Below are 223 nucleotides of genomic sequence, written 5' to 3'. Positions count from 1 at the left end.
GCCGGGCGCTGTTCTACGAGCTGCGCGACGTCGTCGGGAAGTCCGGGTTCGGCATCGGCTCGGCCGGCCTGCCGGCGTACAACCTGCTCGTCGAGGGCTACCGCGCGGCCCTCGACAACGACGTGGTGCTGTCGATGAAGCAGGCCAACGTGCCGGCGGTGAGCCGGTTCGTGGACACGGCGGCCGTGGACGGCTACTTCGAGCACGAGGGACACCGCACCGT

Annotated in this window: 1 protein-coding gene; it reads left to right on the top strand. The window is 70.4% G+C overall.

The window, feature by feature from the left end; translation table 11 throughout:
* A partial coding sequence (locus QWY28_RS24005; RefSeq protein ID WP_300955402.1) for a DUF2252 family protein occupies positions 1 to 223 on the top strand: 223 nt, incomplete at both ends.

Source organism: Nocardioides oceani, from assembly GCF_030412965.1.
Lineage (GTDB): Bacteria > Actinomycetota > Actinomycetes > Propionibacteriales > Nocardioidaceae > Nocardioides > Nocardioides oceani.
This window is presented reverse-complemented; position numbering and strand designations above follow the sequence as displayed.